The sequence below is a fragment of the Paraburkholderia sp. RL18-085-BIA-A genome, assembly GCF_046027075.1.
Classification (GTDB): Bacteria; Pseudomonadota; Gammaproteobacteria; order Burkholderiales; family Burkholderiaceae; genus Paraburkholderia.
In genome coordinates this window covers 44,494-71,016 of the sequence record NZ_JARESU010000023.1, presented here as the reverse complement: position 1 = coordinate 71,016, position 26,523 = coordinate 44,494, and the positions used below count along the sequence as shown (strand labels likewise).

Genomic DNA, 26,523 nt, shown 5'->3' with positions numbered 1-26,523 from the left:
CGGGCACGCCCTCGCCGCGCTGTGTGAGCCAGCCGGCTCACACAGCGCAAAACAAGCCCTCACTCGCCCGTGTTCGCCACGATAAAGTCCTTCACGCGCTGCGCATCCGCCGGCAGCACTTCGAAGCGCTGCGGCAACGACTCCAGCCCGGAAAACGCCGCCGGCCGCTCCGGTTCGCGCAACAGCGCTTCGCGAATCGTCTCGCCGAACTTGATCGGCTGCGCGGTCTCCAGCACGATCATCGGAATGCCCGGCTGCAGATGTTCGCGCGCTACCTTCAGGCCGTCGGCCGTGTGCGTGTCGATCATCGCGTCGTAACGCTCGAACACGTCGCGGATCGTCTCCACCCGGCTGTCATGGCTGCTGCTGCCCGAAACGAAACCGAACTCCTTCACGCGCGCAAAGTCGCCGCTCGCCGCAAGGTCGAAACCACCCTTTTCCTCGACATCGCGGAACAGTTGCAGCACCCGCGCCGGATCGCGGCCTAGCAGATCGAACACGAAGCGCTCGAAGTTCGACGCCTTCGAAATGTCCATGCTCGGGCTGCTCGTGTGGTACGTCTCGGCCGCCTTGCGCACGCGGTAGATGCCGGTCCGGAAGAACTCGTCGAGCACGTCGTTTTCGTTCGTCGCGACGACCAGCTTCTCGATCGGCAGCCCCATCATCCGCGCGATGTGACCCGCGCAGACGTTGCCGAAATTGCCCGACGGCACCGTGAACGACACGCGCTCGTCGTTCGACTTCGTCGCCGCGAAGTAGCCCTTGAAGTAGTACACGACCTGCGCGACGACGCGTGCCCAGTTGATCGAATTGACCGTGCCGATCTTGTACTTCGCCTTGAACGCGTGATCGTTCGACACCGCCTTGACGATGTCCTGAGCGTCGTCGAACACGCCTTCAACCGCGACGTTGAAGATGTTCGGGTCCTGCAGGCTGTACATCTGCGCGGTCTGGAACGCGCTCATCTTCTTGTGCGGCGACAGCATGAATACGCTAATGCCCTTCTTGCCGCGCATCGCGTATTCGGCGGCGCTGCCGGTGTCGCCCGAGGTCGCGCCGAGAATGTTCAGGGTCTCGCCGTTTTTGGCCAGCGCGTACTCGAACAGATTGCCGATCAACTGCATCGCCATGTCCTTGAACGCGAGCGTCGGCCCGTTCGACAGTTCCAGCAGCGAAAGCGGCGCGCCGTTTTCGACGCCCAGCGTTTTCAGCGGCGTGATCTGCGCGGCGCTTTCGTCGTCGCGCACGTTGCAGTACGTCGCGGCCGTGTAGGTTTTGCGCGTGAGTGCGCGCAGGTCTTCGGCGGGAATGTCGTCGCTGAATTTCGACAGGATCTCGAAGGCGAGGTCCGCGTAGGGCAGCGTGCGCCAGCGCGTCAGTTCGTCGGCCGTGACACGCGGGTATTCGGCGGGCAGGTACAGGCCGCCGTCTTTCGCGAGACCGCCCAGCAGGATGTCCGAAAAGGTGTGGCGCTCGCCGGCTCCGGCGCCGCGCGTGGAGAGGTAGTTCATAGTTCGGCCTAGTTCAGCGCTTCCATGCGCAGCTTCGTGACTTGCGAGACAACGGTCTTCAGCGCTTCGATCGTTTTGATCGCGGCGTTGACGTGCTTTTCGACCGTCTCATGCGTGATCAGGATGATGTCGGTTTCGCCCTTGCCGTTCGCGTCGACCTGCTCCGATTCCTTCTGCAAGAGCGCGTCGATCGAGATGCCGGTGTCCGCCAGAATGCGCGTGATGTCAGCCAGCACACCGGTCACGTCCGCCACCCGCAGACGCAGGTAGTAGCCGCTCGTCACTTCGTCGATCGGCAGGATCGGCGTGTTCGACAGGCTGTCCGGCTGGAACGCCAGATGCGGCACGCGATGCTCGGGGTCGGCCGTGTGCAGGCGCGTCACGTCGACCAGATCGGCCACTACCGCCGATGCCGTCGGCTCCGCGCCCGCGCCCTTGCCGTAGTACAGCGTGGTGCCGACCGCGTCGCCATGCACGACCACCGCGTTCATCGCGCCTTCCACGTTCGCCAGCAGGCGCTTTTCCGGAATCAGCGTGGGGTGCACGCGCAATTCGATGCCCTTGTCGGTACGGCGCGCGATGCCGAGCAGCTTGATGCGGTAGCCGAGTTCCTCGGCGTATTTGATGTCGATCGCCGCGAGCTTGCTGATGCCTTCGACATACGCGCGGTCGAACTGCACCGGCACGCCAAACGCGATCGCACTCATGATGGTCGCCTTGTGCGCGGCGTCCACGCCTTCGATGTCGAAGGTCGGATCGGCTTCCGCGTAACCCAGCTCCTGCGCGGCTTTCAGCGCGGTCGCGAAATCGAGCCCGCGGTCGCGCATCTCCGACAGGATGTAGTTCGTGGTGCCGTTGATGATGCCCGCGATGTACTGGATGCGATTGGCCGTCAGCCCTTCGCGCAGCGCCTTGATGATCGGAATGCCGCCCGCCACCGCCGCCTCGAACGACACCATCACGCCATTGGCGCGTGCCGCTTCGAAGATCTCGGTGCCGTGCACCGCGAGCAGCGCCTTGTTGGCGGTGACCACATGCTTGCCGTTCCTGATCGCGCGCAGCACGAGATCGCGCGCCACACCGGTGCCGCCGATCATTTCGGCCACGATATCGATCGACGGGTCGTCGACCACCGCGTTGAAGTCATCGGTCAGCGCGACCGTGCCGGCTTCGCTGCCGAGCGCCGCGGTCGCCTTCGCGGGATTGCGCACGGCGATGCGCGCAATCTCGATGCCGCGGCCCGCGCGGCGTTTGATTTCTTCCTGATTGCGGCGCAGTACCGTGAAGGTGCCGCTGCCTACCGTGCCGAAGCCCAGCAGTCCAACTTTGATCGGTTCCATGCAGCGTGTGTTTTCGAGTAGATGATTGAAAGGAAACGGGTGTCGGGTGTGGCGCGCCCAGTGCGGTCTGCCGCGCCGCGCGCCACCTCGTGCGCTAGGCCGTATGACGTTTGCGGTAGCCGTCGAGGAAGCGCGCGATCCGGTTGATCGAATCCGCGAGGTCGTCGACGTTCGGCAGGAACACGACGCGAAAGTGATCCGGCGTCTTCCAGTTGAAACCGGTGCCCTGCACGAGCAGCACACGCTCTTCGAGCAGCAGGTCGAGGATGAACTGCTGGTCGTTCTGGATCGGATACACCTTCGGATCGAGGCGCGGGAACATGTACAGCGCCGCTTCCGGCTTCACGCAGCTCACGCCGGGGATGGCCGTCAGCATGTCATACGCGAGTTCGCGCTGTTTGTACAGGCGCCCGGTCGGCACGATCAGGTCGTTGATGCTCTGATAGCCGCCGAGCGCGGTCTGGATCGCGTACTGGCCGGGCACGTTCGGGCACAGCCGCATCGACGCGAGGATGCCGAGCCCCTCGAAATAGTCGCGGCCGTTGCGGCGATTCTCGCCGGTCAGGCCCGAGATGAACATCCAGCCGGCGCGATAGCCGCACGAGCGGTAGCTCTTCGACAGGCTGTTGAACGTGACTGTGAGCACGTCTTCGGAAAGCGCCGCCATCGACGTATGGCTCTTGCCGTCGTACACGATCTTGTCGTAGACCTCGTCGGCGAAAATCACCAGGCCGTGCTGGCGCGCGATTTCGATCAGGCCGAGCAACAGTTCGTCCGAGTACAGCGCGCCGGTCGGATTGTTCGGGTTGATCACCGCGAGCGCGCGCGTGTTCGGCGTGATTTTCGCGCGGATGTCGTCCAGGTCCGGCATCCAGCGGTTCGACTCGTCGCAGATGTAGTGCACCGGCGTGCCGCCCGCGAGGCTCACGCCGGCGGTCCACAGCGGATAGTCGGGCGCCGGCAGCAGCACTTCGTCGCCGTCGTTCAGCAGCCCCTGCAACGCCATCACGATCAGCTCCGACGCGCCGTTGCCGATGTAGATGTCGTCCAACTCGACGCCGTGCACACCCTTTTGCTGCGTGTAATGCATGATCGCCTTGCGCGCAGCGAACACGCCCTTCGAATCGGAGTAGCCGGACGAGCCCGGCAGGTTCAGGATCATGTCCTGAATGATTTCGTCGGGCGCTTCGAAGCCGAACGGCGCGAGATTGCCGATGTTCAGCTTGATGATGCGGTGGCCCTCTTCTTCGAGCCGCTTCGCATGTTCGAGGACCGGCCCGCGAATGTCATAGCAGACATTCAGCAACTTGTTGGATTTGAGAATCGGTTTCACGGCGGGCACTTCATCCTGTTGATGGCTTGGGCGAACCGGCACTGGCTAAAACGCCAGGCCGGCCAGTTCGCCGATATGGGGAATTCGGGTGCGCAGGGCCGGCGACGGCCGCCAGACGCAAATCGGACCGCCCTGTCGAACCGCCGCTGCAGTTCGCAGCTGGCGCGCCTTTCAGGGCACGCTTTCGTGCCGCTTGCTTTCGTGTTGCTCGAGTGCCGCTTGCGCGTCCCGTTGCTTCGCCCGCCGCGCCCGCCATGAGCGCTTGCGGCGGATTGCGCCGGAGCAGCAGCGAAGCGGGATAAAGCAGGATCAAGCAGTCAAAACGGACCAACACGAGCGAAAACCCGGCAAAAATCCGACGAAAGCGGGCAAAACCAGGGCAGGTAGCCGATGGGCCGCGCCGCTGCGCACAGCACGGCTTGTGGCAGCACATGAGCGAGGGGCGCCGCAAGGCGGCTAAAAAGTTATAATTTAGCGGATTTTGGCCGACTTCCGCAATGCACCAACCGCATCGGCAAGCCTTTTCGGCCCCTTCGTGCCCACTCGCGTCGAACCGCCCTGCTTCGCTCCGCCCGATCAGGCCGTCCGCACGCATGATGTCTCACGACGACTTCGGAAAACCAATTTGAAATTACATCAGGATTCCAGCGGCGCCCTCAACACCGTGACCGGCTACGGCGCCGACTATGTCGAAATCAATCTGGTGCGTCATGCAGGCAGCATTCTCGTGCTGCCGGACGCACCGGTCATCCCCTGGCCCGTCTCGTCGTTCGACCAGTTGAGCGCCGAGCACTTTGCAATGCTGATCGAGGCCGCGCCCGAAGTCGTCGTGTTCGGCAGCGGCGAGCGGCTGCGCTTTCCGCATCCGCGCCTGACTGCCGCGCTCACCGCGAAGCGCATCGGCGTCGAAACGATGGATTTCAAGGCCGCCTGCCGCACCTACAACATTCTGATGGCCGAAGGCCGCAAGGTTGCGGCCGCATTGCTGATCGAAGCGTAGTGGCCCAGGCGTCGTGACGTGCGAGTGCGGCTGCGGTATGGCCGTGGCGCCGCCCGGGCAGGAACGGCTTCGCAGCGGCAGCACGCTGCCGCGCCGCCTTGCGAACGTGCGAACGGACGCTCATGGCGCCGCGTCGCCCCGCGCACCCTGGCCGCGTCACGGTTGATAACGTACACTGCGCGCCATCGGTGCGGTACTGACGAGCCCGGCCAGGGCGTGCGTCACCAGTCTGAGCGTCAATCGCCCAGGTCTCGTTACGCCGCCTGGCATCAGGCAACCGACGCACTAGCGACCGGCCGCCGAAGCCGCCCGCGGCTCGCTCGGCGCCGAAGCTGCGCCCGCAGAACCCGCAAATGGCCGCCCCGCGGATAGCCGGTCGCCATTTCCAGACAACACCGCTTCGCCGCCCATGCGGCGTCGCCCAACAGGTTGAAATCCATGAACGATACGCCGTCGAGGCTACCGCTCAATCGCACCACGATTCTGCTGCTGGTGCTGGCCCTCGCCGTGATCTGGTTCGTGCCGCTCGGCTGGCGCCACCTGCTGCCGAGCGACGAAGGCCGCTACGCCGAAATGGCGCGCGAGATGTTTGTCACCGGCGACTGGATCACGCCGCGCTACAACGGCTACAAATATTTCGAGAAGCCGCCGCTGCAAACCTGGGCGAACGCGCTGACGTTCGCGTGGTTCGGCATCGGCGAATGGCAGGCGCGCCTGTACACCGCGCTGACGGGCTTCGCCGGCGTGCTGCTGATTGGCTTCACCGGCGCGCGCGTGTTCAATGCCGCGACCGGCGTGTTCGCCGCGATCGTGCTGGCGTGCTCGCCATACTGGAACCTGATGGGCCACTTCAACACGCTCGACATGGGCCTGTCGTTCTGGATGGCGCTCACGCTGTGCGCGCTGCTGCTCGCGCAGCGCCCCAACCTGCCGACCTCGTGCGTGCGCGGCTGGATGTGGGTGTGCTGGGCGTCGATGGGGCTGGCGGTGTTGTCCAAGGGACTGGTCGGCGTGATCCTGCCGGGTGCCGTGCTGGTGCTCTATACGGTGGTCGCACGCGACTGGGCGCTGTGGAAGCGCCTGCACCTGATCGGCGGCCTGATCGTGTTCTTCGCGATCGTCACGCCGTGGTTCGTGCTGGTGCAGCAGCGCAATCCGGAATTCCTGAACTTCTTCTTCATCGTCCAACAGTTCAAGCGCTATCTGACGGCCGAGCAGAATCGCCCCGGGCCGTTCTATTACTTCGTGCCGGTGCTGCTGGTGGGCTTCCTGCCGTGGCTCTCCGTGACGCTGCAAAGCGTGCGGCACGCGTGGCGACTGCCGCGCCAGCCGAACGGCTTCGCGCCGGTGACGCTGATGCTGGTGTGGACCGTCTTCATCTTCCTGTTCTTCAGCGCGTCGCACTCGAAACTGCTGTCCTACACGCTGCCGATCGCCCCGCCGATCGCGCTGCTGATCGGCATGTACCTGCCGCTCGTCACGCGCGACCAGTTGCGTCGGCATCTGACCGGCTACGCGCTGTTTCTGGTCGTCGCCGCGTTCGCCGCGCTCTTCATGACGCGCTTTGGCAGCGCGCGCAATCCCGCCGAGCTGTATGCCGAGTACCGCACGTGGGTGCTGGCCGCGCTCGGCGTCGCGTTCCTGCTGACGCTCGCCGCGATGTGGCTGAACCGCCGCAGCCGGAGCGGCAGCCTTGGCGCGATCGCCTGCTTCGGCGCGGCGTGGCTGCTGCTCGCCACGATCGCCGGCACGGGTCACGACGTGTTCGGGCGCCTGAGCTCCGGCGCGCCCCTCGCCCCGGCGATCAAGGCCCAGCTCGCGAAGCTGCCGGCCGATACGCCGTTCTACTCGGTCGGCGTGCTCGACCACACGCTGCCGTTCTACGTCGATCACACGATGATCATGGTCGAGCATCCCGACGAACTGGCGTTCGGCGTGTCCGTCGAACCGCAGAAATGGGTGCCCTCCGTCGACGCATGGATCGAACGCTGGAAGGCCGACCGCTATGCGCTCGCGCTGATTCCGCCGCCGACCTACGACCGGCTCGTCAAGGAAGGCCTGCCGATGCAGGTAATAGCGCGCGACCCGCGCCGGGTCGTGGTGATGAAGCCGCTCGCGACGTCCGACGCGCCGGCCGCGGTGGAAAAGCAGCAACCATGACCCCATCTCAGGATCCAACCGTTCGATGAACCCGATTTCCCTCTTTTGCATCCTCGCCGGCGTGACGCTGAACGCCGGCGCGCAGTTGCTGCTCAAAGCCGGCACCAATGCCGTTGGACACTTCGAATTCACCCGTGCGAACATCCTGCCCATCGGCTGGCGGCTCGCGACCCAGCCGCCGATCATCGGCGGGCTCGCGTGCTATGTGCTCAGCGTGGTCGTGTGGGTGGTGGGGCTGTCGCGGGTGGACGTGTCGATCGCCTATCCGATGCTGTCGCTCGGCTACGTCGTCAACGCGTTCGCGGCGTGGTATCTGTTCGGCGAAGTGCTGTCGCTGCAGAAGCTGATCGGCATCGGCATCATCCTGATCGGCGTGGTGGTGCTGGCGCGCAGCTAGCCAGACGCGGTGTCCCCGGCAGTGCAGCGCCGGACACGATTCATTGCCGTTTATTGTGCGTACCGGGCCGGCGCGGCGCGCGCCGGCACAAGATGCCGTAAGCAAAACCAGCAAACCGGCTAAGCATGACATAAGGTTGACCGTACTATCCTGTGCGGTTGCTCCTTTTTAGCGCGGGCTTGGGTTTGCGCGTAGTTTGTGGTTTACTTCGCGCCCTTTCGGGTTGCGCCCCTATCAATCGAGCCAAGCATTCATGAGCCAGTCAACAGTCCCGTTTTTGCCGTTTGTCAAACCTGAGATCGATGAGGAAACGATCCAGGGCGTCGCCGACGTGCTGCGCTCCGGCTGGATCACCACCGGCCCGCAGAACCAGAAGTTCGAAGCGGCGTTGTCCGAGTTCTGTGGCGGCCGTCCGGTGCGCACGTTCAACTCAGGCACGGCGACGCTGGAAATCGGGCTGCGCATCGCCGGCGTGGGCGCGGGCGACGAAGTCATCACGACGCCCGCGTCGTGGGTCTCGACCAGCAACGTGATCCTCGAAACCGGCGCGACGCCGGTGTTTGTCGACATCGATCCGGTCACGCGCAACATCGACCTCGACCTGCTCGAAAAAGCCATCACACCGCGCACCAAGGCACTCCTGCCGGTGTATCTGTCCGGCCTGCCGGTCGACATGGACCGGCTCTACGCGATCGCCCGCGCGCACAAGCTGCGCGTGATCGAAGACGCCGCGCAGGCGTTCGGCTCGACGTGGCACGGCGAGCGCATCGGCAAGCTGGGCGACATCGTGTCGTTCAGCTTCCACGCGAACAAGAACCTGACCTCGATCGAAGGCGGCGCCCTGGTGCTGAACAACGAGGAAGAAGCCGTGCTGGCCCAGAAGTACCGGCTGCAAGGCATCACCCGCACCGGCTTCGACGGGATGGACTGCGACGTGCTCGGCGGCAAGTACAACCTGACCGACGTCGCCGCACGCGTCGGCCTCGGCCAATTGCCGCATCTGGAGCGCTTCCTCGCGCAGCGCAGGAAGCTCGTGCGCGCGTACTTCGCGGGCTTCGAAGGCGGCGCGGCGGTGAAACTGGGCGTCGGCCTGCCGTTTGCGGACTTCGAGAACAGCAACTGGCACATGTTCCAGATCACGCTGCCGCTCGAAAAACTCTCGCTCGACCGCGCCGGCTTCATGGGCCAGTTGAAAGAGCGCGGCATCGGCTCGGGCATGCATTACCCGGCGATCCACCTGTTCACGCTGTATCGCGCGCTCGGCTTCAAGGAAGGCATGTTCCCGCATGCGGAGCGCTTCGGCGCGAGCACCGTCACGCTGCCGCTGTTCACACTGATGAACGAAGGCGACGTGCAACGCGTGTGCCGCGCGGTCAACGAAATTTGCGAACAATACGGAAAATAAGCGGAAATGAGTTATTCGGAACATCGCGCCGCCGCACCGGAAGTGTCGATCATCATTCCGGTGTTCAACGAGGAAGCCGGACTGGCCGCGCTGTTCGCGCGCCTTTATCCGGCGCTCGACGCGCTCGGCACCGGTTATGAAGTGATTTTCATCAACGACGGCAGCCGCGACAAATCCGCCGCCCTGCTCGCCGAGCAGTTCCGCGCGCGGCCCGACACGACCCGCGTGATCCTGCTGAACGGCAACTACGGCCAGCACATGGCGATTCTCGCGGGCTTCGAGCAATCGCGCGGCGAGATCGTCATCACGCTCGACGCCGACCTGCAGAATCCGCCCGAAGAAATCGGCAAGCTGGTGTCGAAGATGCGCGAAGGCTACGACTATGTCGGCACGATCCGTCTGCAACGCCAGGACAGCCTGTGGCGCCGCAAGGCGTCGCGCGCGATGAACCAGCTGCGCGAGCGCATCACCCGCATCAAGATGACCGACCAGGGCTGCATGCTGCGTGCGTACAGCCGGCACATCATCGACACGATCAATCGCTGCGGCGAGATCAACACGTTCATTCCGGCGCTAGCCTACACGTTCGCGCAGAATCCGGTCGAAATCGAAGTCGCGCACGAAGAGCGTTTCGCCGGCGAATCGAAGTACTCGCTGTACTCGCTGATCCGCCTGAATTTCGACCTCGTCACCGGCTTCTCGGTGGTGCCGCTGCAATGGCTGTCGTTCATCGGCGTGATCCTGTCGCTCGGCTCGGCGGCGCTGTTCGTACTGCTGCTGATTCGCCGCTTCATCATCGGCGCGGAAGTGCAAGGTGTGTTCACGCTGTTTGCTATCACCTTCTTCCTGCTCGGCGTGATCATCTTCGCGCTCGGCCTGCTCGGCGAGTACATCGGGCGGATCTATCAACAGGTGCGCGCGCGGCCGCGCTATCTGGTGCAGACCATTCTCGAACAGCGCGACGGCACGACCTTCACCGAAGCGCCCCGCCAGGCTGTGGTGCAGGCCGTGCAAACCGCGCCGCTGGCCAATCAGGGGCCGACGCCATGAAACCGCGCGCTGTCGTATTCGCGTATCACAACGTCGGCGTGCGCTGCCTGCAGGTGCTGCTCGCGCGCGGCGTCGACGTGACGCTGGTGGTCACCCACGAAGACAACCCGAGCGAAAACATCTGGTTCGGCAGCGTGGCGTCGGTCGCCGCCGAACACGGCATTGCCGTCGTCACGCCGGGCGATCCGAAGAGTCCGGAACTGCGCGCGGCGGTCAGCGCCGCGCGGCCGGACTTCATCTTCTCGTTCTACTACCGCCACATGTTGCCGGTCGACCTGCTCGCGCTCGCCGCACGGGGCGCTTACAACATGCACGGTTCGCTGCTGCCGAAATACCGCGGCCGCGTGCCGACCAACTGGGCGGTGATCCACGGCGAAACCGAAACCGGCGCGACGCTGCACGAGATGGCCGCCAAGCCCGACGCGGGCGCGATCATCGCGCAAACGCCGGTGCCGATCCTGCCTGACGACACCGCCGCGCAAGTGTTCGACAAGGTCACGGTCGCCGCCGAGCAAACTCTGTGGCGCGTGCTGCCGGCGTTGCTGGCGGGCGAAGCGCCGCATCTGCCGAACGACCTCGCGCACGGCAGCTATTACGGCGGGCGCAAACCGGAAGACGGCCGGATCGACTGGACGCAACCCGCACAGCAGGTCTACAACCTGATCCGCGCGGTTGCGCCGCCCTACCCGGGCGCTTTCACCGACCTCGACGGCCACCGTTTCATCGTCGCCCGCGCACGCCTGGCCGCGCCAGGCGCGCTACGCTCGGATTTGCCGCCGGGCCTGCACGTAAGCGATAATGCCGTTTTCGCGATCTGCGGCGACGGCCGCGCCATCGCCATCCACGAATTGCGGCACCAGCACGACGGCAGCGAGACTGTCGTCACCCCGGCCGAATTCGCCCAGCTCATCCCAACTCCCCGACATTCATGAAAAAAGTCCTGATTCTGGGTGTGAACGGCTTCATCGGCCATCACCTGTCCAAACGCATTCTCGAAACGACCGACTGGGAAGTCTTCGGGATGGACATGCAGACCGAACGTCTGGGCGACCTCATCAATCATGAGCGGATGCACTTCTTCGAAGGCGACATCACGATCAACAAGGAGTGGGTCGAGTATCACATCAAGAAGTGCGATGTGATCCTGCCGCTGGTCGCGATCGCCACCCCCGCCACATACGTGAAGCAGCCGCTGCGCGTGTTCGAACTGGACTTCGAAGCGAACCTTCCGATCGTGCGTTCGGCCGTCAAGTACGGCAAGCATCTGGTGTTTCCGTCCACGTCCGAGGTCTACGGCATGTGCACGGACGAGCAGTTCGATCCGGAAGAATCGCAACTGACGTACGGCCCGATCAACAAGCCGCGCTGGATCTACGCGTGCTCGAAGCAGTTGATGGACCGCGTGATCTGGGGCTACGGCATGGAGGGCCTCAACTTCACGCTGTTCCGTCCGTTCAACTGGATCGGCCCGGGCCTCGACTCGATCTACACGCCGAAGGAAGGCAGCTCGCGCGTGGTCACGCAGTTCCTCGGCCACATCGTGCGCGGCGAGAACATCAGCCTCGTCGACGGCGGCGCGCAAAAGCGCGCGTTCACGGATATCGACGACGGCATCGGCGCGCTGATGAAGATCATCGAGAACAAGGACGGCATCGCTACGGGCAAGATCTACAACATCGGCAACCCGACCAACAATTTCTCCGTGCGTGAACTCGCGCACAAGATGTTGAAGCTCGCCGCCGAATTCCCGGAGTACGCGGCGACGGCCAAGCAGGTGCAGCTCGTTGAAACGTCGTCGGGCGCGTACTACGGCGCGGGCTACCAGGACGTGCAGAACCGCGTGCCGAAGATCGACAACACGATGCAGGAACTCAACTGGGCGCCGAAGTCGACTTTCGACGAAGCGCTGCGCAAGATTTTCGAAGCGTATCGCGGCCATGTCGGCGACGCCCGCGCACTCGTCGAACAGCAATAAGGGCTGATCCTTGGCCCGTATCGTTCTGAAGATCGACGTCGACACGCTGCGCGGCACCCGCGAAGGCGTGCCGAATCTCGCGCGCATCTTCGACCGCTTCAAGGCGCGCGCCACTTTCCTCTTCAGCCTCGGCCCCGACCACACCGGCTGGGCGATGCGCCGCGTGCTGCGGCCGGGCTTTCTGAAGAAGGTGTCGCGCACCTCGGTGGTCGAACACTACGGCGTCAAGCAATTGATGTACGGCGTGCTGCTGCCCGGTCCGGACATCGGCGCGAAGGCGGCCGCCGAGATGCGCGCGATCCACGAAGCCGGCTTCGAATGCGGCATTCATACGTGGGATCACGTGTACTGGCAGGACAATGTGCGCTCGAAAGACCGCGCGTGGACCACTGCGCAGATGCAGAAAAGCCACGACCGTTTTGTCGAGGTATTCGGCGCTCCGCCGGTCACGCACGGCGCGGCGGGCTGGCAGATGAACGGGCACGCATTCGAGCAGATCGACGCGTGGGGCATGCGTTACGCGTCCGACGGGCGCGGTCATTCGCCTTATCTGCCGGTGGTTGGCGGCAGGACGCTCACGCATGTGCAGATGCCGACCACGCTGCCCACGCTCGACGAAGTGCTCGGCGTGGACGGTGTCGACGAGCACACGGTCGCGCAATGGATGCTCAGGCACACCGCCAATAATCCGCACGACCAGGTGTTCACGCTGCACGCGGAACTCGAAGGGCAAAAGCTCGCGCCGATCTTCGAACAACTGCTGGAAGGCTGGCGCGCGCAAGGCCATACCTTCGCGACGATGGGTGATTACTACGCCACGCTAGACCGCAGCACGCTGCCATCGTACCCTGTTACGTGGGGTGAAATTCCGGGGCGCTCCGGCGAACTGATTGTCCAGCCCTGACTGGCCGGCCAGCCGCCAACCTTGACGACCCGGCCGCCGCGCGAGAGCACGCCGCGCACGGGCCGACCTCCCCATAAGCCTCGATGCCAGGCCGACGCCGCAGCAGCAATGCGGCGCCGGCCATAACAACCGGAGAACCTCGTGTCCATCGCAGTCGACCAACCCATCCCCGACTTCACCGCCCCCGCTACCGGCGGAGAGATCACGCTGTCCAAGCTGCGGGGCAAGAAGGTGGTGCTGTACTTTTACCCGAAGGACAACACGCCGGGCTGCACGACCGAAGGTCTGCAATTCCGCGATCTGTATCCGAAGTTCAAAAAGGCCGGCGCGGAAATCATTGGCGTGTCGCGCGACAGCCTGCGTTCGCATGACAATTTCAAGGCCAAGCTCGAACTACCCTTCCCGCTGATCTCGGACCCGGAAGAAAACCTGTGCGCGCTCTTCAATGTCATCAAAATGAAGAAAATGTATGGCAAAGAAGTACGGGGGATTGAACGCTCCACGTTCCTCATCGACGCCGATGGCGTGCTGCGCGAGGAGTGGCGCGGCGTGAAAGTGCCCGGCCATGTCGACGATATTCTGGTGGCTGTACAAGCGCTTTGAGGCGCGTTATATTGGGTTGCAATGAGTGCCTGTCCACCCCACATTTTCCTCCGCTGCGCCAGACTTGACGGCCGCTTTCCCGGATTTACCGGGGCCGTCCCAGTCATGAGGCGCGACGCGAGCACCGAAGGCGAGCCGCTTGCCCCGTACGCCGGGGCGGCGGCTTTTTTAGTTGCGCGCAACCGTTCGTTCATTCGGCCGCGCACTTGCATCAAGGAGCCGATCGAAGACCAGGCGAACCGGCATCTCTAGACCGAATGCGCGCCTCCGGGCGCAAACTGCGTGCGCATCCACTGGCACCGGCAGAATGCGACAGGCGGCGCACGATATGTGACCCGATAAATTCGAGGGAAACCATGCCTTTGCCTACTCCCCCCAGCAAGCTCGGCAATCTTCTACCACCTGACGAATACAAGGCCAAACCCGCCGCGCCGGCTCGCTCCGCCGCGAAGAAACAGGCAGGCGTTGGGGAATCCGCAGAGTCGGCCGATTACGGCCGCGCGAACGTCGCCACGCCGATGGCGCACGCCGCCAATGCCGCGACCACGTTGCGGCCTGTGCCGGTTTCGTCGTCCGCCGCTGCCGATTCGTCCGCCGCGCAAACCGCCCCGGCGCGCGGGCGTAAATCGAAGCAGACCGCTGCGCTGTTGCAGCCGGTTCCGACTACGCGGCCGCAAGCTGAACTGGCCACACCCGCAGATGAACCGCAACCGGTCGTCGCCCGCGCGCCGAGCGCGAAACAGCCTGCGGCCAGCACGCCTGTCGCCGCCGTACCGAGCACGCGTGGCACGAGCAGGAAACGCGGCGCGACCACCGAGCCCGTCGAAGTCCAGAAGCTCTTCGTGCTCGACACGAACGTGCTGATGCACGATCCGAGCTGTCTGTTCCGTTTCGAGGAACACGACGTCTATCTGCCGATGATGACGTTGGAAGAACTCGACAACCACAAGAAGGGCATGTCGGAAGTCGCGCGTAACGCGCGTCAGGTGAGCCGCACGCTGGACGCGCTGGTGGCGAACGCCGGCAACATGTCCGACGGCATTTCGCTCGCGCGGCTGGGCAGCCGCGAGGCATCCGGGCGTCTGTACTTCCAGACCAAGCTCACCGCGATCGAGCCGGTCGAAGGTCTGCCGGAAGGCAAGGCCGACAACCAGATCCTCGGCGTGGTGCGCGCACTGCAGCGCGACCGGGCGGATCGCCAGGTCGTGCTGGTGTCGAAAGACATCAACATGCGCATCAAGGCGCATGCGCTCGGCCTGCCCGCCGAAGATTATTTCAACGACCAGGTGCTGGAAGACAGCGATCTGCTGTATTCGGGCATCCGCGCGCTGCCGCAGGACTTCTGGACCAGGCACGCGAAGGGGATGGAGAGCTGGCAGGACACCAAGACCGGCACCACGTACTACCGCGTGACGGGTCCGCTGTGCGCATCGATGCTGGTCAACGAATTCGTCTATCTGGAGCCGCAAAACGGCGAGCCCGCGTTTCATGCGCTGGTGCGCGAGTTGAACGGCAAGACGGCGCTGCTGCAAACGCTGCGCGATTACGGCCACCACAAGAACAACGTGTGGGGGATCACCGCGCGCAACCGCGAGCAGAACTTCGCGCTGAACCTGCTGATGAATCCGGAAATCGACTTCGTCACGCTGCTGGGCCAGGCCGGCACCGGCAAGACGCTGGTCGCGCTCGCCGCCGGTCTCGCGCAGGTGCTCGACGACAAACGCTACAACGAGATCATCGTGACACGCGCCACGGTGCCGGTCGGCGAAGACATCGGCTTTCTGCCGGGTACGGAAGAGGAAAAGATGCAGCCGTGGATGGGTGCATTCGACGACAACCTCGAAGTCCTGCAGAAGACCGACGACGCCGCCGGCGAATGGGGCCGCGCCGCCACTCAGGAGTTGATCCGGTCGCGGCTGAAGGTCAAGAGCATGAACTTCATGCGCGGACGTACGTTCGTGGACAAGTATCTGATCATCGACGAGGCGCAGAATCTGACGCCAAAGCAGATGAAGACGCTGGTCACGCGCGCGGGTCCGGGCACGAAGATCATCTGTCTGGGCAATATTGCGCAGATCGATACGCCTTACCTGACCGAAGGTAGTTCCGGTTTGACGTACGTGGTCGATCGCTTCAAAGGCTGGGCGCACAGCGGGCACGTCACGCTGGCGCGTGGCGAGCGCTCGCGACTTGCTGACTACGCGTCGGAAATTCTTTAAGTTTCAGCTAGTTAGCTGCACCACGAAGCCGCACCCGGGATTCCGGGTGCGGCTTTTTTATTGCCCGACGTCCCGGAGGGACAACACTTAGCGCACGAACCTCAAGTAATTTATCAACAATTCTTGCCCGAGCCATGTCTCGCGGGCTACCATCCGGAGATCATCCGCCCGTAAGCGGGCGTTTAACGCTCGCCTCGCCTTCAATGCGCCGACTCGCGTTTTCGCTGCTGCCCGTCCTGCTGCTCGCCGCCTGCGCCGGCGCGCCGCAGAAGAGTTCGCGCGGGTCCGGCGGCTCGATCGTGGTGGCGAACGGCGCGTATCACGCACCGCCGCCGGGCTTTCCGCATTTCGTCGACCACAGCATTGGCCGCGAGGAAATCTCGATTCAGGCGATGAGCCTGGTCGGCGTTCCGTACCGTTGGGGCGGTAATACGCCCGATAGCGGCTTCGATTGCAGCGGACTGGTTCGCTATGTCGTGCTGCGCGCGGCGTCGGTGAATCTGCCTCGCACCACGGCGGATATGAGCGGACGCGGCGAGACGATCGAACCGGATGAAATCGCGCCGGGCGACCTGATTTTCTTCAATACGACGGGACGCGCCCATTCGCACGTCGGCATTTACGTGGGCAAGCTGCGCTTCGTCAATGCGCCGTCTACCGGCGGCACGGTGCGGCTCGACTATCTGACCAATCCCTATTGGGCCAAGCGCTTCGACGGTATCCGCCGTGTGGCCGGGCCGGCTGCCGCACCTGCGCCGTTCGATACGCCGAGCTATCAGGCTGCGGCGCCGCAGTCGCCGGAACGGGTTGCGCCGGTGGTGACGCGCGCGGCGCCGGCGTATGCGGGCGCGGGCGGGATGGCGGCCGTGACGGCAAGCGAGGCGTCTTCGGCGAGCACTGGCATTGTTGAGTCCGAGTCGGCGGGCTATGCGGCCGGTTCTGCGCAAGCTCAATTGTCATCGCAACAGCCAGCAGTCCGGGTTGCGACGCCGCCGCGCGCATCGTTGACCAAGGCGGCCCAGCCGACTTCTGCCATACCTGTCACTACAGCAGGCTCGCCGGCAGCGCAAGCCGATCCGTTCGAACCGCCGCCGCCTGGCATGACCTCCGCACAGATGCAGGCACGCGCAGCCGGCGCCGTGGCGCCGACCATGGCTCCAGCCGCTCAAGCAAGCGACTACGCGCCCCCCACCGCCGCGGCGGAGCAGACCGCAACGGCCGCGCGCGCCGCACCACAAAGCCCGGCTGCTCGCGCGCCCGACGCAATCGACGCCGCCGCCGATGCGTTCGAGCCGCCGCCGCCCGCTTCTGTCGCCGCCCGTCAGGCTCAGCAGGCACAACACGCCGATACGAATGGCGGCGTGCAGATCATGCGGGCCTCGACAGCCTCGCGCAGCATTCCCGCGCCCACGCAGACCAACGACGATCCGATCGCCCGCTTCGCGAACGGCAACTTCTGACGCCGTAGCGCCGCCTCGCTCTATCGAACCGCGCCGCCTTCCTGCTGCATCAAAGGGACAGCACGGCACAGCGACACCGCCGATCTGCTATCGTCAACGATATTCTTCCTACACCGGGTGGCGACGATGGATCTTGGGCTGAAAAGCAAGGTGGTGTTGATAACGGGCGGCAGCAAGGGGATCGGGTTCGCCTGCGCCCGCGCGTTCGCTCAAGAAGGCGCGAAAGTCGCGATCGTTTCGCGCGATCCCGCCAATCTCGCGCGCGCGTACGAACAGTTGAAACAGGAAGGCTTCCACGTGCACCGGACTCGCGCCGATCTGCACGAACCGCACAGCGCCGCCGATATCGTCGAGGAAGTCAGCACCGCGGTCGGCCCGATCGATGTGCTGATCAACAGCGCCGGCGCGGCGCGCCGCTACGACCCGGAGACGCTCGACGCCGACGCGTTCAAGGCGACGATGGAAGCTAAGTATTTCCCCTACATCTATCCGCAGCAGGAAGTGCTGCGCCGCATGGCAGAGCGGGCGAAGACGGGGGGCGGCGAACCGGGCACGATCGTCAACATCATCGGCATGGGTGGCAAGATCGCGAGCGATATCCACATCGCCGGCGGCGCCGCGAATGCCGCCTTGATGCTGGCCACCGTCGGCCTCGCCCATTACTACGCGCGCTACGGCATCCGCATCAACGCGATCAACCCCGGAGCGACGCTGACCGAGCGCGTCGAGGAAGCGGTCAAACTGGAAGCCGCGCAGCAAGGTGTCGAGAACGCGGAAGCGCTGGCGCGCGGGCAGGCCAAAGTGCCGCTCGGACGCTATGCCAAACCGGAGGAGATTGCCGACGTCGCGCTGTTTCTGGCGAGCCGCCGCGCGAGCTATGTGACGGGCGCGATCGTCCCGATGGATGGCGGCAGCGCGCCGCTGATCTGAGCGGCGGGCGGCGGTGGATGCGCGAGACAGCGTACAGGTTGGGCGAAACGCGCGTTAAAGCACGCTAAAGCCCGACAGTCGACTCCTGCGCGCCGTCAGCGGCCGCGTGCGGGCAGCGCTGCCCCGCACTCGCGACGCCTACTTACAGGAAACGGTGCCCAAACCACCAACCCGCCGCGGAGAGCACCGCGGAGGCCGGAATCGTCAGAATCCACGCCCATACGATGTTGCCGGCCACGCCCCAGCGCACCGCGCTGAGCTTCTGCGTAGCGCCGACCCCGACGATCGCGCCGGTGATCGTATGCGTGGTGGACACCGGAATGCCGAGCCACGAAGCGGTGAATAGCGTGATCGCTCCGCCGGACTCCGCACAGAAGCCGCCGACCGGCTTGAGCTTGGTAATTTTCTGGCCCATCGTGCGGACGATCCGCCAGCCGCCGAATAGCGTGCCGAGACCCATCGACAGATAGCAGCCGCCGATCACCCACAGCGGCGGCGCGTCTGCGAGCGACGACGCAAACCCCGTCGCGATCAGCAGCATCCAGATAATGCCGATGGTTTTCTGCGCGTCGTTACCGCCGTGGCCAAGACTGTACAAGCCCGCCGACAGCAGCTGCAAACGACGGAACCGCCGGTCGACCTTGCTGGGCGGCGTGCGGAAGTAAAGCCACGACACCGCCAGCATGAAAAAGGAACCAAGCACGAAGCCGAGCAGCGGCGAGATGAAGATGAAAGCCACCGTCTTCATCAGGCCGTCCATGTTGAGCGAGCCCCAGCCGGACTTGGCGAGGGCCGCGCCCACGAGCCCGCCGATCAGCGCATGCGACGAGCTGGAAGGAATGCCGTAGTGCCACGTGATGACGTTCCACCCGATCGCACCGACCAGCGCGCCGAAAATCACGTAATGGTCGACGATGTTGGGATCGATCGTGCCCCGTCCAACGGTCGCGGCCACTTTCAGGTGAAACACGAAATATGCGATGACGTTAAATGCCGCCGCAAATGCCACCGCCTGCTGCGGTTTCAGCACACCGGTGGAAACGACTGTGGCGATCGAATTCGCCGCGTCGTGAAAGCCGTTCATGAAGTCGAAAATCAGCGCGACGGCAACCAGGCCGGCGACGACCCAGACAGCAAGTTGTATCGATTGCATTATGCGTTTTCCAGCACGATGCCTTCGATGATGTTCGCTACATCCTCACACTTGTCGGTGATCGTTTCGAGCAATTCGTAAATTGCTTTCAGCTTGATCAGGGTCTTGACGTTGTCTTCTTCGCGGAACAGTTTCGACATGGCCGAGCGCAGCACGCGGTCGGCTTCCGACTCCAGTCGGTCGATTTCCTCGCAAGCCTTCAGGATCTGGCTCGCCTGCTTCATGTCCGACAGCAGGCTGACCGCGAACTGCACGCGCTCCGAGGTCGCCGTGCAGATGTGCGCGAGCTGGCTGGCTTCCGAGGTCACCGCCTGCACGTCGTACAGCGAGATGGCCGTGGCGACGTCCTCCATCAGGTCGAGGATGTCGTCCATCGTGGTGATCAGCTTGTGGATCTCGTCGCGGTCGAGCGGCGTGATGAAGGTCTTGTGCAGCAGGTCGATGGTTTCGTGCGTGAGCTTGTCAGCGGCCTTTTCGGCTTTTTGCACGTTTTGCTTGTGGGTTTCCGCGTCTTGCAGATTGTCGATCAGCAACTCGAGTTCGCGGCTCGCCGAGACGATGCACGTTGCGTGCGCATTGAAAATTTCAAAGAACTTGCCCTCGGTGGGCATGAATCGACCGAACATTGGGATCCCGAAAATTGGTCATGTAATGGCTGACATAAAACCGCCATATTGTACCGTCGCGGGACCGATGTCGCACTTTTGAAAGCGCCGTTACAACAGGCACTTAATTTGTTCCTCTACTCGCTGTAGAAATTCTGCGCGCCGGCAAAATTGTCGAACTTCGTGAATTGTCCGTGGAACGTGAGTCGAACGGGTCCGATCGGACCATTCCGCTGTTTGCCGATGATAATTTCCGCAGTGCCCTTGTCCGGGCTGTCCGGGTTATACACTTCGTCGCGGTAAATGAACAGAATCACGTCCGCATCCTGCTCGATAGCGCCGGATTCGCGCAGATCCGACATGATCGGCCGCTTGTTCGGACGCTGTTCGAGACCCCGGTTGAGCTGCGACAACGCGATCACCGGCACGTCGAGTTCCTTGGCGAGACTCTTCAGCGAACGCGAGATTTCCGAAATTTCGGTCGCGCGGTTTTCGCCGGATGACGACCCGCTCATCAGCTGAAGGTAGTCGATGATGATCAGCCCGAGCTTGCCGCATTGACGCGACAGCCGGCGTGCGCGCGAGCGTAATTCCATCGGGTTCAGACCGCCGGTTTCGTCGATGAAAATCTGCGCCTCGCTCATTTTCTGCACCGCGTGCGTGAGCTTCGGCCAATCCTCGTCGGTCAGGCGCCCGGTTCGCATGCGGTGCTGGTCCAGCCGGCCGACCGAGCCGAGCATACGCATGGTGAGCTGCGAACCCGGCATTTCCATCGAGAACACCGCCACGGGCAGGCCATACTCGACCGCCACGTATTCGCCGACGTTCATCGAAAATGCCGTCTTACCCATCGACGGACGGCCCGCGACGATGATCAACTCGCCGCCGTGCATACCCGAAGTCATGCGGTCCAGATCGACAAAGCCGGTTGGCGTGCCGGTCACGTCGCTTGGATTGGCGGTGTGATACAGCGTGTCGATCCGCTCGACCACCTCGGTCAGCAGTGGCCCGATTTCGAGGAAGCCCTGCGTGCCACGCGCGCCGTCTTCGGCGATCGAAAACACCTTCGATTCGGCTTCGTCCAGCAACTGCCGGACTTCCTTGCCCTGCGGGTTGAATGCGTCGGCGGAGATTTCGTCCGCGACGGAAACCAGCCGGCGCAGCACCGCGCGATCGCGCACGATTTCCGCATAGCGGCGGATATTGGCCGCGCTTGGCGTGTTCTGCGCCAGCGCGTTCAGGTAAGCCAGACCGCCGACGTCTTCCGCCTTGCCCGACGTGCCGAGCGCTTCGTACACCGTGATCACATCGGCAGGACGCGTGGCCGCGATCAGCTTGCCGATATGCTCGAAGATGATTCGGTGGTCGTAACGGTAGAAGTCGCTCTGCGAGAGGAAGTCGGCGATGCGGTCCCATGCCGCATTGTCGAGCAGCAAGCCGCCCAACACCGATTGCTCGGCTTCGATCGAATGCGGCGGGACTTTCAGCGACTCGAGTTGGGGATCTTTGGACGGTGCGTTCATGGAGAGGAATTATCGGGTAATCGGGCGGCGGCGGCGAGCGGGAAAATGAAAAAGCCCGCGAAAAAAACGGGCACAAAAAAGGCAGGGGCCGGTTACCCGGCCCCTGCCCTTCGCCAGCAACGTCCTGGCAACCAAAACTTGATGCGTTTAGACGCGGTCTGCTTAGACGCGGTCTGCTTAGACGCGGTCTGCTTAGACGTGTTCGCCGATCACAGCCACCGTCACATCGACGAGAACGTCGGTGTGCAGCGAGACCTGAACCGGGTGCTCGCCGACCGTCTTCAGCGGGCCTTCCGGCAGACGCACTTGCGCCTTTTCCACTACGAAGCCTTGCTTGACCAGTGCTTCAGCGATGTCGCCGTTCGTCACCGAGCCGAACAGACGGCCGTCGACGCCAGCCTTTTGACCGATCTGAACCGTCGAGCCTGCCAGCTTTTCGCCTTGAGCCTGAGCGGCTGCCAGCTTTTCACCGGCGATCTTTTCGAGTTCTGCGCGGCGCACTTCGAATTCAGCCAGGGCTTCCTTCGTTGCACGGCGAGCTTGCTTGTTCGGGATCAGGAAGTTACGTGCGTAACCGTCCTTGACCTTCACGATATCGCCCAGGTTGCCCAGATTGACGACTTTTTCCAGAAGAATGATTTGCATTCGGATGCTCCTTATCGCGTCGTCGGGTTAGGCCTTGTGCTGGTCGGTGTACGGCACCAGCGCGAGGAAACGTGCGCGCTTGATTGCCGTGTCCAACTGGCGTTGATAGTGGGCCTTGGTACCCGTCAGACGCGCCGGCGTGATCTTGCCGTTTTCGCCGATGAAGTCCTTCAGCGTTTCGAGGTCCTTGTAGTCGATGTGATCGACGCCAGCGGCCGTGAAACGGCAGAACTTCTTGCGCTTGAAGAGCGGATTTTGTTGCTGACGACGCTTGTCGAATTTCTTACCAGTCGGGCGGGGCATGTTCAGTCCTTTCCAATGTCCTGCAATGCTGTGATGTGAAATACCAGAGTTCTTGCGTTGCGGTGCTTTTTCGCCAGGAAGCCGGTGAAGAGCGTTTCCACGCCCATCTGACAGCTTTCCAGCTTACCGCTCGCTTCGCCCGCGGCGACCGCCTGCATGGTCAGTTCGACTTGCCGGGCGATGCCGGCTTCGACGACTTCCGTGCGGTGGTGCAACGTGCAGCCTGCAATCGGAACGCCGGCGAGGGTGTACCGCACCGGTTCGCGTTCGACGACGCTGGCCGTGAGTTGCAGCCGGTTCATGAAGCCTTTGGCGAGAGCGACGCTTGTTCTGGTAGCTTAAATAGTGTGTCTTAAGCCTGCGCTTCGGACGGTTGCGTAGCAGCCGACTTCTTGGCTTCTTCGCGCTGCACTTCCTTCATCATCGGCGACGGGCCGGTTTCGGCCTTCTTCATCTTGACGATCAGGTGACGCAGGACAGCGTCGTTGAACTTGAACGCGTGTTCCAGCTCGTCGAGCGTGGTCTGGTCGCATTCGATGTTCATGCAGACGTAGTGAGCCTTCGCGAGTTTCTCGATCATGTAGGCCAGTTGGCGACGGCCCCAGTCTTCAATACGGTGGATCTGGCCACCGTGCGACGTGATCGTGCTCTTGTAACGCTCGATCATGGCGGGCACTTGCTCGCTCTGATCGGGATGCACGATAAAGACGATTTCATAATGACGCATACACACTCCTTGTGGATTAAAGCCACCCGGGCGTCGGAACCGGTGTGGCAAGTGAGAAGCCAAAGAGTGTAACCCGAATGGGGCCGGGTTGCAAGATATCCCGATGATGCGACGCATGAATCGGGTGTGTTTTCAAGGGTTTAGGGGCGACGGAGTGATGCAAGGCGGACTGAGTGGAGGAGCGCGACCCTTCTACCGGTCGCCTCTGCCCACTTCCACGCAGCGACCGGCCCACCTTTTGCCCGCGTCCTGCTACTCACCGAGCCACTGCACTCTGCACACCGCCTCCCCGCGCACTTGCCGGGCCGTCAGCCGCCCTCGCTGCGCTCGCTGCCTCCTTGCAAGCGCGCCTTCAGCGCCGCTTCGAGGCCGCTCAGTGCATCGGGCGCGGCGTCGGTGATGGCCCACCAGGTCATGCCTTCCACGTCCCAGCGCGCAATCGAATAGCCTTCGTGCGCAAGAGCCGTAGGCGCCGCGCCGTCCGCGCCCCGGCCCGCACGTGCACCACCGGAGCCGGCCTGCGGGAACACGTAGACGTCGATCACGTGCTTTCGATAGCGGTACACCAGCACGGCCACCCGCTGATGCCCGATGTAGTCGAGGCGGCCGCCCTCCAGCGCGAAGCCGCTTGCCGCCAGGTCCTCGACGGGCGGTGAATAGTCGAGCCGGCCGTTGAACCATGGCTTGACCGTATGCCGGTCGGTCGAAATCACGTCGATGTCGCGGCCCGACACCTGCGCCCGCACGTGGCTTTCCACCAGTTCGTCGGCGAACGGCGTGAAGTCGGCCGGACGGCGCAGATTCAGCGTGATGATCGCCGTCGCCGCGCACAACGCGACAGCGAATGCGGCCAGCCAGCCTGGTGTGAGCACACGGTTCGCCCGGCCGGCGGCGACCGGTTGGCCAAAACCGCCTTCCGGAATACGCCAGCCGGTCAGCCAGGCAGGCCAACGGCGCTGGCGTGGGCGTGTCTTTGGCGCCGAGTCCGGCCTTACGCGGGCTCCAGCGGTCTCAACCGTTGCGGCCGCACTATCTGCATCAGCCGCTCCAGCCGTCCTCGCCTCTCCGTTTGCCCCGCCTGCTCCAACCGCCTCAGCAGCCGCATCTCCTCCAGCCGCCGCTCCAGACATCGCCAAGGCATCCTCGAGCGCCGGCAATCCCGCCACGATTCGCGCTCGCAATGACTGCGGCGCGCGATGATATGGCGCCGCCCGCAGCGCCCCACTCAGCGCCCGCAGGCTTTCGCTGTCGCGCCGGCAAGCATCGCAGCTCTCGATATGCTGCTGGACGCGCCTAGCATCCGGCGCGGGCAATTCATGATCGGCGTTCGCATCGAGGAGCGGCCGTGCTTCGTTACAGTCCATCCGGCGTCTCCCTGACTGGACCAGCGGTGTTGCCGCCGGGAATGTTGAGCGGCCGCCCGTTGGCGGACGCCCGCAGCGGCATGACCGTCGCGGTAGCCGGCTTGCCGGCGGCCATACGCGGAGCGCTGTCGGGCAAATCGGGAAGACCATGCCGCGCCTGCTCCGGACCCTCCGGCTGGCCACGCGCGGACCCGCACGCGTCTTTCCCGGCCGACGCCCCCGGCGTCGCCTTCAACAGCGCCGCCAGCTTGCGCCGCCCCCGCGCGAGCCGCGACATCACCGTACCGATCGGCAGGTCAGCCACCGCGGCGATCTCCCGGTAACCCATCTCTTCGAGTTCGCGCAGAATCAGCACCTCGCGATATTCGACTGGCAGCTGCGCGAGCGCCTCGTGCACCAGCCGCGTGTCCTCGTCGCGGATCAGCAGCGCCTGCGGATCGGCGCCGCCCGCGCTCCAGCCGTCGAACACGGCGTCGTCCATGGTGTCGTCGAATTCGAGCATGTCCTGGGGCGACGCGCGCCGCCGCCATTCGGTGTACCAGGTGCGGCGCACGATCGCCAGCAGCCATGGCCGCGCCGAGTCGCCGCGAAACGTGTCGAAGAAACGGAACGCGCGCAGGAAGGCTTCCTGCACCACGTCTTCCGCGTCGCTGGCGTTGCCGCACAACCAGCGCGCGAGGTTGTACGCGGCGTCCAGGTGCGGCAGCGCGAGCTGCTGGAAGCGGCGGCTCCTGGCTGCGTCGGTTTCGCGCCGCTCGTGAGCGGCGGCATCTGAATCGGTCTGGACCACCTCGGCCCTCCAAGGCATTGCGGCGATGCTGTGCGGCGCGTCGTAACGCTCCCCTCACCGCATAACCGGCCATCTGCCGAGTTTATTCCCGCCGTCGCCGCCGGATTGGCAATATGCGCGCAAAAAACGTGAAAAGCCGCTCGCTAGTACGCCGGCCGGTTCCAGTAATCCTCGCTCGCGTACACCTCTTTCAGATAATCGATGAAGTAACGCACCTTGGCGGGCACATAGCGCTGCTGCGGGTAGACCGCAAGAATGTCGTAGTCGGGCAGCGCGTATTCGTCGAGCACGGTTTCGAGTTCGCCGCGCGCCAGTTGCTGCTGGATTTCCCACGTCGAACGCCAGCCGAGCCCGAGCCCTTCGGATACCCAGCGATGCAGCAGTTCGCCGTCGTTGCAGTCGAGCGTGCCGCCCACGCGCACCGTCGCCAGCTTGCCGTTGCGGCGGAAATACCAGCCGCGGTTCTGCCCGCCTTGCAGATTGAACGCGAGACAGTTGTGGCGCGGCAGATCCTCGAGCGTTTTCGGCTTGCCGTGCCGGCGGAAATAGTCCGGCGTGCCGCACACCACGCGCCGGTTCGACGCCAGCTTCACCGCGACGAAGTTCGGATCGACCGCGCCGCCGATGCGGATCGACAGGTCGTAGCCCTCGCGCACCAGGTCCACGACCCGGTCGGTGAGATTGAACGACACCTGCAACTCCGGCTTGTCGGCGAGAAAAGCCGGCGCGAGCGGCGCGACGTGCTTGCGCCCGAACGCGGCCGGCGCCGATACGATCAGATGGCCGTTGACCGCGCGCCGTCCGGCGCTCAGTTCGTTTTCCGCCTGGTCCCACTCGGTGAGCAGCCCCCGGCAGCGCTCCAGAAACGCGGCGCCGTCTTCGCTGACCACGAGGCGCCGCGTCGAGCGGTACATCAGTTTCACGCCGAGGCGCTTTTCCAGCGCGTCGATGCGGCGCCCGAGAATCACCGGCGACACGCCCTCTTCCAGCGCGGCCGCCGCGAGGCTGCCCGCGTCGGCGACGCGCACGAAAGTTTCGATCTGTTTGAAGCGGTCCATCTGTGTCTCCTCCGGGTCGCAGTCCACGCCGCATTCCGGGTCGCCTGCGAGCTTCGCGCCATTACATA

General features: G+C 64.0%; 25 protein-coding genes. 12 read left to right on the top strand and 13 right to left on the bottom strand.

Going from position 1 to position 26,523, the window contains the following annotated elements; translation table 11 throughout:
* Positions 1-59: 59 nt before the first annotated feature.
* The 3 genes from thrC to P0D89_RS17975 form a co-directional block, all read right to left on the bottom strand.
* The gene (thrC, locus tag P0D89_RS17985; RefSeq protein WP_408359429.1) at positions 60-1,511 is read right to left on the bottom strand and encodes a threonine synthase; all 1,452 of its coding nucleotides are present in this window, start codon (positions 1,509-1,511) and stop codon (positions 60-62) included.
* A gap of 8 nt (positions 1,512-1,519) precedes the next feature.
* Positions 1,520-2,851 (bottom strand): homoserine dehydrogenase, encoded by a 1,332-nt coding sequence (locus P0D89_RS17980; RefSeq protein WP_408359427.1) that lies wholly within the window; start codon positions 2,849-2,851, stop codon positions 1,520-1,522.
* A 94-nt stretch (positions 2,852-2,945) separates the two neighbouring features.
* Positions 2,946-4,193: a pyridoxal phosphate-dependent aminotransferase gene (locus P0D89_RS17975; protein WP_408359425.1), complete on the bottom strand. Its 1,248-nt coding sequence runs from the start codon at positions 4,191-4,193 to the stop codon at positions 2,946-2,948.
* Positions 4,194-4,809: 616 nt separating this feature from the next.
* Here P0D89_RS17975 and P0D89_RS17970 point away from each other — a divergent pair.
* From P0D89_RS17970 to P0D89_RS17915, 12 genes are all read left to right on the top strand, one after another.
* Positions 4,810-5,184 carry an Mth938-like domain-containing protein gene (locus P0D89_RS17970; protein ID WP_149673172.1) on the top strand — a complete coding sequence of 125 codons (375 nt, stop codon included), beginning with the start codon at positions 4,810-4,812 and terminating at the stop codon, positions 5,182-5,184.
* A 438-nt stretch (positions 5,185-5,622) separates the two neighbouring features.
* The gene (locus P0D89_RS17965; protein WP_408359422.1) at positions 5,623-7,344 is read left to right on the top strand and encodes a glycosyltransferase family 39 protein; all 1,722 of its coding nucleotides are present in this window, start codon (positions 5,623-5,625) and stop codon (positions 7,342-7,344) included.
* Positions 7,345-7,369: 25 nt separating this feature from the next.
* On the top strand, positions 7,370-7,741 hold the full coding sequence (locus P0D89_RS17960) for an SMR family transporter (protein WP_408359420.1): 372 nt from the start codon (positions 7,370-7,372) through the stop codon (positions 7,739-7,741).
* Positions 7,742-7,994: 253 nt separating this feature from the next.
* Positions 7,995-9,146, top strand: coding sequence for a DegT/DnrJ/EryC1/StrS family aminotransferase (locus P0D89_RS17955; RefSeq protein ID WP_408359418.1), 1,152 nt, complete (start codon positions 7,995-7,997; stop codon positions 9,144-9,146).
* Positions 9,147-9,152: 6 nt separating this feature from the next.
* Positions 9,153-10,196 (top strand): glycosyltransferase, encoded by a 1,044-nt coding sequence (locus tag P0D89_RS17950; protein ID WP_408359416.1) that lies wholly within the window; start codon positions 9,153-9,155, stop codon positions 10,194-10,196.
* Positions 10,193-11,128 carry a formyltransferase gene (locus P0D89_RS17945; RefSeq protein WP_408359414.1) on the top strand — a complete coding sequence of 312 codons (936 nt, stop codon included), beginning with the start codon at positions 10,193-10,195 and terminating at the stop codon, positions 11,126-11,128. The genes P0D89_RS17950 and P0D89_RS17945 overlap by 4 nt, the downstream gene beginning before the upstream one ends.
* On the top strand, positions 11,125-12,171 hold the full coding sequence (locus tag P0D89_RS17940; RefSeq protein ID WP_408359412.1) for a bifunctional UDP-4-keto-pentose/UDP-xylose synthase: 1,047 nt from the start codon (positions 11,125-11,127) through the stop codon (positions 12,169-12,171). Before P0D89_RS17945 ends, P0D89_RS17940 begins: the two co-directional genes overlap by 4 nt.
* Before the next feature lie 10 nt (positions 12,172-12,181).
* Positions 12,182-13,075, top strand: a complete 894-nt coding sequence (locus tag P0D89_RS17935; RefSeq protein ID WP_408359410.1) for a polysaccharide deacetylase family protein — start codon at positions 12,182-12,184, stop codon at positions 13,073-13,075.
* A 141-nt stretch (positions 13,076-13,216) separates the two neighbouring features.
* A complete protein-coding gene (locus tag P0D89_RS17930) occupies positions 13,217-13,678 on the top strand; it encodes a peroxiredoxin (protein WP_408359408.1) in 462 nt (153 codons plus the stop codon).
* Positions 13,679-14,034: 356 nt separating this feature from the next.
* Positions 14,035-15,897: a PhoH family protein gene (locus P0D89_RS17925; RefSeq protein WP_408359406.1), complete on the top strand. Its 1,863-nt coding sequence runs from the start codon at positions 14,035-14,037 to the stop codon at positions 15,895-15,897.
* A 203-nt stretch (positions 15,898-16,100) separates the two neighbouring features.
* The gene (locus P0D89_RS17920) at positions 16,101-17,357 is read left to right on the top strand and encodes a C40 family peptidase (RefSeq protein WP_408359404.1); all 1,257 of its coding nucleotides are present in this window, start codon (positions 16,101-16,103) and stop codon (positions 17,355-17,357) included.
* 126 nt (positions 17,358-17,483) lie between these two features.
* Entirely contained in the window at positions 17,484-18,287 is an 804-nt protein-coding gene (locus P0D89_RS17915) for an SDR family NAD(P)-dependent oxidoreductase (protein ID WP_408359402.1), read from the top strand.
* Between the two features lie 142 nt (positions 18,288-18,429).
* On the opposite strand, the gene P0D89_RS17910 is transcribed toward P0D89_RS17915, so the two are convergent.
* The 10 genes from P0D89_RS17910 to P0D89_RS17865 form a co-directional block, all read right to left on the bottom strand.
* Positions 18,430-19,440, bottom strand: a complete 1,011-nt coding sequence (locus tag P0D89_RS17910; RefSeq protein WP_408359400.1) for an inorganic phosphate transporter — start codon at positions 19,438-19,440, stop codon at positions 18,430-18,432.
* A complete protein-coding gene (locus P0D89_RS17905) occupies positions 19,440-20,066 on the bottom strand; it encodes a DUF47 domain-containing protein (RefSeq protein ID WP_007182106.1) in 627 nt (208 codons plus the stop codon). Before P0D89_RS17905 ends, P0D89_RS17910 begins: the two co-directional genes overlap by 1 nt.
* A 116-nt stretch (positions 20,067-20,182) precedes the next feature.
* On the bottom strand, positions 20,183-21,568 hold the full coding sequence (locus tag P0D89_RS17900) for a replicative DNA helicase (protein WP_408359398.1): 1,386 nt from the start codon (positions 21,566-21,568) through the stop codon (positions 20,183-20,185).
* Positions 21,569-21,760: 192 nt separating this feature from the next.
* Entirely contained in the window at positions 21,761-22,213 is a 453-nt protein-coding gene (rplI, locus tag P0D89_RS17895; protein WP_408231402.1) for a 50S ribosomal protein L9, read from the bottom strand.
* A gap of 27 nt (positions 22,214-22,240) precedes the next feature.
* Positions 22,241-22,516 (bottom strand): 30S ribosomal protein S18, encoded by a 276-nt coding sequence (rpsR, locus tag P0D89_RS17890; protein ID WP_149673187.1) that lies wholly within the window; start codon positions 22,514-22,516, stop codon positions 22,241-22,243.
* Positions 22,517-22,518: 2 nt separating this feature from the next.
* A complete protein-coding gene (priB, locus tag P0D89_RS17885) occupies positions 22,519-22,818 on the bottom strand; it encodes a primosomal replication protein N (RefSeq protein WP_408376953.1) in 300 nt (99 codons plus the stop codon).
* 50 nt (positions 22,819-22,868) lie between these two features.
* Complete coding sequence (rpsF, locus tag P0D89_RS17880; RefSeq protein ID WP_006048823.1) at positions 22,869-23,243, bottom strand: 30S ribosomal protein S6; 375 nt, start codon at positions 23,241-23,243, stop codon at positions 22,869-22,871.
* Positions 23,244-23,551: 308 nt separating this feature from the next.
* Positions 23,552-24,607, bottom strand: coding sequence for an anti-sigma factor family protein (locus tag P0D89_RS17875; protein WP_408359396.1), 1,056 nt, complete (start codon positions 24,605-24,607; stop codon positions 23,552-23,554).
* Positions 24,597-25,397, bottom strand: a complete 801-nt coding sequence (locus P0D89_RS17870; protein ID WP_408359394.1) for an RNA polymerase sigma factor — start codon at positions 25,395-25,397, stop codon at positions 24,597-24,599. The genes P0D89_RS17875 and P0D89_RS17870 overlap by 11 nt, the downstream gene beginning before the upstream one ends.
* A gap of 143 nt (positions 25,398-25,540) precedes the next feature.
* A complete protein-coding gene (locus tag P0D89_RS17865; RefSeq protein ID WP_408359392.1) occupies positions 25,541-26,455 on the bottom strand; it encodes a LysR family transcriptional regulator in 915 nt (304 codons plus the stop codon).
* Between the last annotated feature and the right edge of the window lie 68 nt (positions 26,456-26,523).